This is a genomic window from Streptomyces sp. NPDC033845 (genome assembly GCF_055576225.1).
Genome location: NZ_JBVIRI010000055.1, coordinates 1 through 8,815, shown reverse-complemented (window position 1 = coordinate 8,815; position 8,815 = coordinate 1). Strand labels below are relative to the sequence as shown.

The following is an 8,815-nucleotide window of genomic DNA, read 5'->3' as shown; positions in this document are numbered from 1 at the left end:
GCGACCCCCGCAACTACCTGGCATTTCTCGGCCTGGCCGCTGCCATCTGCTGCTACAAGCGCCTACTCCGCCTCACCACATAGGACACGGTCTTACACAATCTTTCAGACACGCTCCCCCTAACGGGCGATCACGTTGGACGCCCGATGCCGGGGCCACCGGGCCCGGGAGGCACCTCAGTGGTGGGCGGGCGCTCATACCCCCTGGTCCACTGATCGGTCCTGTCCGGTGCCTCCCTCTGGGGCGTCGGATAGGGGAGTCCCCCTTTCCCCGAGGAGTGCCCCATGCTTTCCGAACCGTCCGACCCGTGTACGGCTGCCGTACGCGCTCCGGTACCACGAGTTCTGTCGGAAGCCGTGGTGGACCTTGCGGCGATCGCCCACAACACGCGCGTGCTGATCGCGCGTGCGCGCAGGGCGGTGATGGCGGTGGTCAAAGCCGACGGTTTCGGCCATGGCGCCGTACAGGTCGCACGGACCGCCGTCGGCAACGGAGCCGCCTGGCTGGGCGTCGCCACCCGGACCGAGGCGCTGGCCTTGCGCGAGGCGGGGATCACGGCTCCGGTTCTGACCTGGATGTACCTTTCGGACGACGATGTCACCGAGGCCCTGCGGCAGGAGATCGATCTGTTGGTCTCCTCGCTCGCGCACCTGGAGGGGATAGCCGCGTACGCGGCGGCGTCGGGCACACCGGCGGCCGTCCACCTGAAGGCGGACACCGGACTGCGCCGCAACGGCGCCTGCCCGGCCGACTGGGCGCGCCTGCTGGACGCCGCGAGCGAATTCGAACGGCGCGGGTTGCGGGGCATCTGGTTCCATCTGGTCCACCCCGACGACCACGGTCACCCCACCACGGCCGTACAGGTCCGTGCCTTCGAACAGACGGTGGGTCGGGCACGCGAATCCGGGCTGAGCCCCGAACTGGTCCATCTGGCGAACTCCGGTGCTGCTCTGGCCGCTCCGCGCACGCACTTCGACATGGTGCGCGCAGGACTGGCCCTGTACGGGGTCGAGCCGGTTCGTGGCAGGACACGACGAAGCGGATCCTGGCGGCGGGCGGCTTGCCCGTGGCCGACTGGGCCCTGCTCCGGAGCAGGGACGGCGGACTGTTCGCCCCGGGCGCCGAGCGGCTCGGACTGCCGGTCTTCGTCAAGCCCGCCCGGGCCGGCTCCAGCATCGGCGTCACACGCGTCGAGGACTGGGAGGACCTCAAGGAGGCCCTCGCGGAGGCCCGCGCGTGGGACGGCAAGGTGCTGGTTGAAGAGGCGGTCAACGGCCGTGAGATCGGCGTGGCGATCTTGGAGCACCCTGACGGCCGTCTGGAGGCCGGCCCGCCGCTTGAGATCGACGTGTGCGGTACCCGGCCATTCTTCGACTACGGGGCCAAGTACGAGGACCAGGCGACCCGCTTCACCATCCCCGCCCGCCTCGACGACCACGTCACGGCCGAGTTGCAGCGCCTGGCCTTGGAAGTGTTCGAGACCCTGGGCTGCTCCGGCCTGCTGCGCGTCGACTTCTTCCTCCGCGGCGGCATCGACCCCGTCGTGAGGTCAACACGTTCCCTGGATTCACCCCCGCCTCCCAGTACCCGCGGATCTGGGCCGAGGCGGCTCTGCCGTACGGGCGCCTGCTCGACGTCCTCATCGAGACCGCGCTCGCCCAGGAACACGCGCGAGGCCCGGTCCGCGGCGCCTGAGAGGGCGGTCCACCCCTAGCCCCGACTCGAGCAGCAATACGTCCGGTAGCCGGTCCTGAAGAACCAAGGAGTCTCCGAATGCCCCCCGCAACCTTCCGTTCACCGCCCTCCGACGTGGTGCCGCAAGCAGGGCGACGGCGCCTTCGGACCGTACTGCCGACGCTGACCGCCGCCCTGTGTGCCGCGGCAGTCGCGCTCACCCTCGTGCTGGTTCCCGGCCCCGCGACCGCCGCACCCCACGTCTCGCGGGTGCTGCCCGGCGCACCGGTGGCGCCGCACTGGCCCGCGGCCGGCCAGGCCGCGATCACCGTGGTCGGCGGTGGCGAGTTCTCCTCACCGGACCAGACCCCCATGCCGACGGCCAGCACGGCCAAACTCATGACGGCATACGTCTTTCTGTCCCGGTACCCGTTGTGGCACGGCAAACCCGGCCCCTCCTTCACGGTGTCCGCCGCCGAGGCGGACCGCTACTCCGCCCGCCTCGCCCGTTCGGAGTCGGTGATTCCGCTGCGGGCCGGCCAGCGCATGACCGAACGACAGGCCCTGCAAGCACTGCTGGGCACCTCGGCGAACAACGTCGCCGATGAACTGGCCCGCTGGTACGGGTCCACCCCCGGCGGCTTCGTCGCGGAGATGAACCGTGCGGCACAGCGGCTGGGCATGAACCACACCACCTACACCAGCCCCAGCGGACTGAAGGCCACCAGCGTCAGCACGGCGTCCGACCAGGTCCGGCTCCTCCGGACAGACCTGCGGCTGCCCGACTTCGCGACCCTCGCCAGCTCCTCCTACACAGACGTCCTGGGGCGACGGCACGCCAACACCAATCCGCTGCTGGGCCGTGACGGCGTCTTCGCGGGCAAGACCGGCCGCACCACCCCCGCCGGAAGCAACCTGGTCTTCGCCGCCCACCGTGACATTGCCGGACGCAGCCGGCTCGTCATCGGTGCCGTGATGACCCAGCCCAGCACCTCCGCGCTTACCACCGCCACCACGAAGCTGCTCGCCGGAACCGACGGATCCCTCGTCACGGCACCCGTCGTCCGTGCCGGTGAAACCCTGGCGTGGGCACGCGACGGATGGGGCAGCAGCATCGCCCTGCGTGCCCGTGAAGACCTGACGGTCACCGGACCGCCGGGAGCGACCGCGACCCTGGCCGTCGAGCCGGGCGCGTCCCTGCCCGGGGGCACCCCCGTGAACACCACGGCCGCGCATGTCGTCCTCGCGGGTCTCCGTCCGGCGGGCGCGTCCGACACCGGGGACCCGTCCGACGCGTCCGCAGAGGGCGCCTATACCCACTCGGCCGCGCGCGTCGCCCTCAAGACCGATGCGGCACTGCCCCGCACCCCGCCCCTGTTCATGCTGCCCTTCCGCCCCCTGCCGTGGCTAGCCCAGGCGGTCGTCTCGTGACCGGAGGGCTTGCGCGGGGCGCACCAGAAGCACCGGCATCCGTCGTCCTCCAACACGTCGAGACAGGCGGTACCGGCGGAACCGGCCGGCAGACATGGCCAGACGTGGCCAAGGGCATCTGTATCGTCCTCGTCGTGCTGTGGCACGTCACGGTGAAGGACTATCTGCCTCTCGGATGGCATTCGGCGATTCCCGTGACTGGATTCTGGGGGGCGGCGGGAGAGGCGCTGCTGCCGCTGCGGATGCCGCTGTTCTTCGTCATCTCGGGGATGTTCGCCGCCCGCGCCGTCAGCCGCCCCTGGCAAGACGTTGCCCGCAGCAGAATCGCACGTCCATGCTATCTCTATCTGCTCTGGGTGCTGATCCACACGGCGCTCTTCCAGCTGACCCCAGGCTTCGATACGGTAATCGGCCATAGCCCAGGTCAGTTGCTGGAACAACTGACCATCACCCCCACGAACCAGTGGTACCTGCTCGCGCTCCCGGTCTACTTCGTTCTAGCGAAGCTCACCCGCTCCCAGCCCGTGGTGATGCTTGCCGCGTCCCTGGTGCTGTCCGTCGCGGTGTCCTCGCACTGGTTCCATGCACCGGGAAACCGGGCTGGCCTGCTGCAGAACCTCCTCTGGTTCCTGGTGGGCCTGCACGGCTCGGGCATTCTCGGGCGGTTCGCCCGCCACACCACCGGCCGCCGGACGGTGGCGTACACGACCGGCTACCTGGTCCTCGCGGCCGTCGCCGCGGTCGTCAGTGCCGACAACTGGCTGGGCCTGCGACAGCTGACGGGCTTCATAGGTGTCTGCGCCGGCATATCCGGAGCTGTGCTGATCTCCCGCACCCGCACCCGTATCGGTACCAGGTCCGGTGACGCGGAGCGGCCGGGCCGCATCGGCCGGGCCCTGGCCTGGCTCGGGCGGCACACGCTGCCGATCTATGTGATCCACATGCCGCTGGTCGCGTTCCAGCACGATGCGGCGGAAGTACTTGCCCGGCAGGCACCGGGCCTGCTGGACAACACCGTCCTGAGCTCCTGCTACCCGCTGCTGGCGACCGTTCTCACCATCGCCTTGAGCCTGCTGCTGTACACCGGTCTGCGGCAGGCCGGCGCACGGTTTCTCTTCGATCTGCCGGGCGGCCTCCACCCGCGACTGGCCCGGTTGCTCGATCGCTGCCGCGGTTGAATGATCGGAGTGGCCATGGAAGGCACTGGTACCGGCGTACGGAGGAGACATGGCGCAGCTGGAAGAGAACAAGGAAGTCGCCCGGCGGGCTCTCCTGGAGCTGTGGACCGACGGTGACCTGAGCGCCGTCGACCGACTCTTTCACCCGGACTTCGTGAGCCATCAGAACCCCGGAGAGCTACCGATTCCAGAGGTACGGGGCGTAGCGGAGCTCAGGGACTTCGTCCTGGAGTTCAGGAACGCCTTCTCGGACTTCACCGACCGAGTGAGCATCCAGTGCGCCGAAGGACAGCTTGTCGCCACTCGCTTCGTCTCGTCGGGCAAACATACGGGGGAGATCTGGGGGATCGCCCCGACCGATCGCCAGGTGGAGTGGAGCGGAACGACCATCGACCGGGTCGTCGAGGGGAAGATCGTGGAGAACTGGGTCAACTGGGACTCCGCAAGCATGCTGCGGCAGATCAGGCCGAGTCACTGAGGCTGTAGGCGTGATGTCGTGGGGGTGAGGCCGGTCGCGGCGAGGCAGCCGTCGATGACGTCGCTTAGGTGTTGGCCTGGCTGGTCCGGCGAAGCACCGACCAGACGCCCTCAAAGGAAAGACCGCACCCAGGGGCCCAGTTGAGGCTCACCGACTCGGACGGCATGCCGCTCACGTGCTTCGCGACGAACACCACCGGCCTGCCGATCGCCGAACTCGAGCTCCGTCACCGCCTGCGGGCCCGGGCAGAGGACCGGATCAGGGCCGCCCGGGCCACCGGCCTGCGCAACCTGCCCCTGCATGACACCGCCCGGAACCGCATCTGCCTGGAGAACGTGCAGCTCGCGTTGGACCTGCTGGCCTGGATGCCGATGCTCGCGCTGACCGGTAGGGCCCGGCTCTGGGAACCCCGCCGCCTGCGGCTCCGCCTGTCCACCGCGGCCGGACAGCTCGTTACCACCGGGCGCCGGCGGACCCTCCGTCTCGCCCGGCATTGGCCCTGGACCCTCGACACCACCACCGCCCTCGACAGAACGCACGACGGTCTGCCGACTCCGTCGGCAGACCGTCAAGAAAGATCGAGGTTAGGAAGGGTTCGTCGGCGCCGCACCTTTGGAATCGACCTGTCCAGGGACGACTGCCGAGGTGCCGTGTACCGCGCCACCACCCTCGGGGAGATGCGGGACGGCAGACTGTGAGTATTCTGCCGTGCCGGGCGTACTGCTACGGCAACGTCGTGCCGGTGCCGCTCTGCGGGCAGAAGGCAGACTTCTCGTTCGCGGTCATGGGGCGTTCCTGGAACGAGATGTTCATCGGCTTTTCCTTGTCGACTTGGTCCGCGGTCATCATCGGGTACCAGTAGTGGTGGTACCACTTGCGGTTGGGGTAGTCAGCCGTCCATTTTCCGGTGATCCGCTTCACGGACACGCCGGAGGAAATGATTCCGACGTAACCCGGCGAGACGTCCTGGGTCGCGTCGTACCACTGTGAATGTTGTGTGGAGAATTCACTTCCGAATGTAGTGCTCAGCGTAGTTTCGATTTTCGCCTTGGTGGACCCGGCACCGACTTCCACACCGTATGTGCTCGACATCCCCACACTGAAGTTATAGGATGAGGTGCGGGTGATGGTATTGGCGAATCGGATTTTCTGGGGGTTCGCCGTACAGTTCCAGCCCAGCATCTCGTTCTTCATCGAGCTCGGCACGTACTCGATCGACGAGATGGGTTCGTAGGTGCATTTTGCCTTGTTTGCCTGACAGTCGTTCTGGGCTTCCTGGGACGAGAGGCCGCCATGCAGGGACAGGGAGTTGGCCCGGTTGTCGCCCTTGGTGATGTTCGACTTGTAGTTCTGGCCACCGATGAGGCTGCCGAGGTTGGAATCGTCGAAGTGTTCGGCGAAGCAGCCGTTGTATGGAGCGAACGAGCTGATCCTGTCAGTCCACCACCGGTCGGCGGTCTGCCCGAGGTTCTTCACCACCCGTTCGCTGCCGGGCCGGCAGCTGCCGCCGGTTCCCCAAGTCACGAGGGCGTAGCCCCGGTAGTCAGGGTGCTCGAATGCGACCGAGAGGATGCGCCGGTCACCGGGTGCCCCGTTGACGGCCTGGGTGAAAGCCGGACTGTGGACGGCACCACGCGGATCCCATCGCCACGGGGACGCGTCCACGGTGCCTCCGCTCGCATACTTCACCGCCTCGTCGAAGAAGGTGAAGCACTTCATCTCCGGCACGTAGGCGGCACCGGGTGACGCCCTCACGGCACAGTTGTACGGAAGCGGGTCTGAGGCTACGGCCGGCGCAGCGGCCGTAGCCGTTCCCAGGACCGCCAGAGCAGCGGCGGAGGCGACATATCGGGCATGACAACGGGATATGCGTATCACAAATATCTCCTGCCATCAGAAGGAACAGAATTACTGCCCTTCGGGGAAGTTGGCTGCACTCAACAGGAAGGCGGCTTCCCTGGCAAGGCCTAAAGCGTAGATTGAGCTTTATTTGAGGTTGAGGTTAGAGCACTATTAAATAAGGCTTAACGGAGGGCTGTCGACCCGCCGGTAACGTCACCGGCGGATAACAGAGAATCGTTCCCGCGTGGGCGTGGGCGGGATGCCCGGCCCCTCATATTCCCGTTCCGCTGCACCATCGACGGCCCGAAAGTGAAGGAGGCTGGGGGCTGCTCCTCCTAGAATGACTGCCCCCGTCCCCCTCACCAGCAGGATGCGAACATGTCTGAATACAGCAGCGGATATCATTCCGATTCAGAGATTGCATACACCCCCGACAGCTTCTACGTACCGAGCGGCTACCACAGCGAAGGAGGCGAGGAAATTGATTCGTGGCACTTCGACGAATCGGGTTCGTCATCCGATTCCTCTGGCGACAAATCGGACTCGGCGTCTATATTTGTGCCCTGGGACGGCTTTTCCCTCTCCGATGGAACAGAAATGATCGTCTACGAGATCCCGTATGGCACCAAGCTGACGCCGACCGAGCTTGTCGGATTCCACCACGGACTGGCCACCGGGCAGATGGGAGACTGCAACTCGGTGATCGTCGCATGGGGCTGGAACGAGGAACTCGGTGTCTTCGACAGGATGCGAGGAGCCCACGGGCTTGGCCACATGGGAGCCATCGACTTCGATGCCCTGTACGCAGGGGTGAGCAGCCCGGTCACCTACGTTCTGAGGTCCCCGTTCGCGAACGAGACCACCGAGAGGGACTGGGGTATCTTCCACGCGCGTACGGCATCCTGCGATGTCGGCCTGGTCATGTCAGCGAACGGGGACTCCTGCTACACCGTTTTGCGCAACGGCGAGGTGTACAGCGGCGATCTCAACGGCCAGGAATTCGACAGCAAGTCCCTTCACCCCGTGTACCTGGAACAGAAGTAGGCACGGGGTGTATGGATGGGTGTGGCGGCGGCTGCCGGGTCCGTTCTGGATGCGTGCCCTGATCGCGTGCGCGGCGGCCGCAGCGGTCGTGGCCGGCCTCTTCCAGGTCGTCTTCCCCTGGGCTGAACCGCTACTGCCGATCGGAGACGCGACCGTGGACGCCGCACCGTGAGCCGTCGGCCGCCACGCCCGGCGCCCGACGCGGTCGCCCCCGACGGCCGGGCGGCGCGTCGGCGAGCAGTCCGTAAGCACCGGCGGAAGGCCGGCGGGGCGGGCAGGGTGCTCTTGCGACTTCTCGCGGAACTCCTGCTGACCGCGGGGACGCTTCTCCTGCTGTTGGTCGTCTACCAGCTGTGGTACACCAACGTTCTCGCAGAACGGTTCGCCAGCCAGGCGACCACCGCTCTGGAGCAGGGGTGGGACCGGCCCACGGGTCCATCCTCGGCCGCGAGCCCGTCCTCGGGTGCTGGGGAAGAGAAATCCGACGCCTTCGCACCCGGCCAGGGCTTCGCCATCATGCACATACCCACATTGGGTGTGAAGGCGCCCGTCGGAGAGGGAACCGGGAAGAAGGAAGTGCTGGACCGGGGAATGATCGGCCACTACGACGGAGCCGACGGCGGACCGTCTTCCGCGATGCCCTGGGACGAAGAGGGCAATTTCGCGGTCGCCGCACACCGCAACTCCCATGGCGAGCCGTTCCGGCGCATCAACCGGCTGGCCCCGGGCGACCTGGTCGTCGTCGAGACGGCCCACACGTACTACACATACGAGGTGACGGGTTCGCTGCCGCAGACCGCGCCCGCCAACTCGGCCGTGATCGCACCCATCCCGCAGGGCTCGGGCTTCGAAGGGCCCGGCCGCTACATCACACTGACCACCTGCACCCCCGAATTCTCCAGCTCCCACCGTCTGATCGTCTGGGGACAACTCCTCTCCGAACGCCGCCGCGCCCAGGGCCCGCCTCCGGCCCTCAGATCCTCCGCACGCTGATGCCAGGTCGGCTGTCCGTGCCCTTCCGGGCAGCCGCACACGCCATCCACGGAGTCGCATAGGCAGGGCTGATTCAAAGTAGTGGTGATCTTGTTGGGGTGCTGGTCAGGTGATGCCCAGGGGCTTGAGCGGTCGGTTGAATGGTTCGTAGGACGCCTCGCGGAGTCCAGCGGCG

General features: G+C 67.0%; 7 protein-coding genes and 2 pseudogenes. 8 read left to right on the top strand and 1 reads right to left on the bottom strand.

Annotated elements, in window-relative coordinates; translation table 11 throughout:
• Window positions 1-284: 284 nt before the first annotated feature.
• The 6 genes and pseudogenes from ACZ50K_RS37365 to ACZ50K_RS37340 all read left to right on the top strand — a co-directional run.
• Window positions 285-1,004: pseudogene (locus tag ACZ50K_RS37365) on the top strand (alanine racemase); the annotation flags it as partial.
• Complete coding sequence (locus ACZ50K_RS37360) at window positions 902-1,714, top strand: D-alanine--D-alanine ligase family protein (RefSeq protein WP_468911881.1); 813 nt, start codon at window positions 902-904, stop codon at window positions 1,712-1,714. The pseudogene ACZ50K_RS37365 and the gene ACZ50K_RS37360, both read left to right, overlap by 103 nt.
• A 59-nt stretch (window positions 1,715-1,773) precedes the next feature.
• A complete protein-coding gene (locus ACZ50K_RS37355) occupies window positions 1,774-3,105 on the top strand; it encodes a D-alanyl-D-alanine carboxypeptidase family protein (protein WP_468911879.1) in 1,332 nt (443 codons plus the stop codon).
• A gap of 104 nt (window positions 3,106-3,209) precedes the next feature.
• Window positions 3,210-4,283, top strand: a complete 1,074-nt coding sequence (locus ACZ50K_RS37350) for an acyltransferase family protein (RefSeq protein WP_468911876.1) — start codon at window positions 3,210-3,212, stop codon at window positions 4,281-4,283.
• A 49-nt stretch (window positions 4,284-4,332) separates the two neighbouring features.
• Window positions 4,333-4,761 carry an ester cyclase gene (locus tag ACZ50K_RS37345; RefSeq protein WP_468911873.1) on the top strand — a complete coding sequence of 143 codons (429 nt, stop codon included), beginning with the start codon at window positions 4,333-4,335 and terminating at the stop codon, window positions 4,759-4,761.
• Between the two features lie 113 nt (window positions 4,762-4,874).
• Window positions 4,875-5,294, top strand: a pseudogene (locus ACZ50K_RS37340) (transposase); the annotation flags it as partial.
• Window positions 5,295-5,484: 190 nt separating this feature from the next.
• Here the strand turns inward: ACZ50K_RS37340 and ACZ50K_RS37335 are convergent.
• Complete coding sequence (locus ACZ50K_RS37335) at window positions 5,485-6,489, bottom strand: hypothetical protein (protein ID WP_468911870.1); 1,005 nt, start codon at window positions 6,487-6,489, stop codon at window positions 5,485-5,487.
• 492 nt (window positions 6,490-6,981) lie between these two features.
• Here ACZ50K_RS37335 and ACZ50K_RS37330 point away from each other — a divergent pair, with 492 nt between their 5' ends.
• Complete coding sequence (locus ACZ50K_RS37330) at window positions 6,982-7,647, top strand: hypothetical protein (RefSeq protein ID WP_468911868.1); 666 nt, start codon at window positions 6,982-6,984, stop codon at window positions 7,645-7,647.
• A 285-nt stretch (window positions 7,648-7,932) separates the two neighbouring features.
• Entirely contained in the window at window positions 7,933-8,640 is a 708-nt protein-coding gene (locus ACZ50K_RS37325) for a class E sortase (protein ID WP_468911866.1), read from the top strand.
• Window positions 8,641-8,815 lie beyond the last annotated feature (175 nt).

Excerpts from the sequence above, each read along its gene's own strand:
- ACZ50K_RS37355 (WP_468911879.1), top strand. The coding sequence starts at position 1,774 with ATGCCCCCCGCAACCTTCCGTTCACCGCCCTCCGACGTGGTGCCGCAA.
- ACZ50K_RS37345 (WP_468911873.1), top strand. The coding sequence starts at position 4,333 with ATGGCGCAGCTGGAAGAGAACAAGGAAGTCGCCCGGCGGGCTCTCCTG.
- ACZ50K_RS37330 (WP_468911868.1), top strand. The coding sequence starts at position 6,982 with ATGTCTGAATACAGCAGCGGATATCATTCCGATTCAGAGATTGCATAC.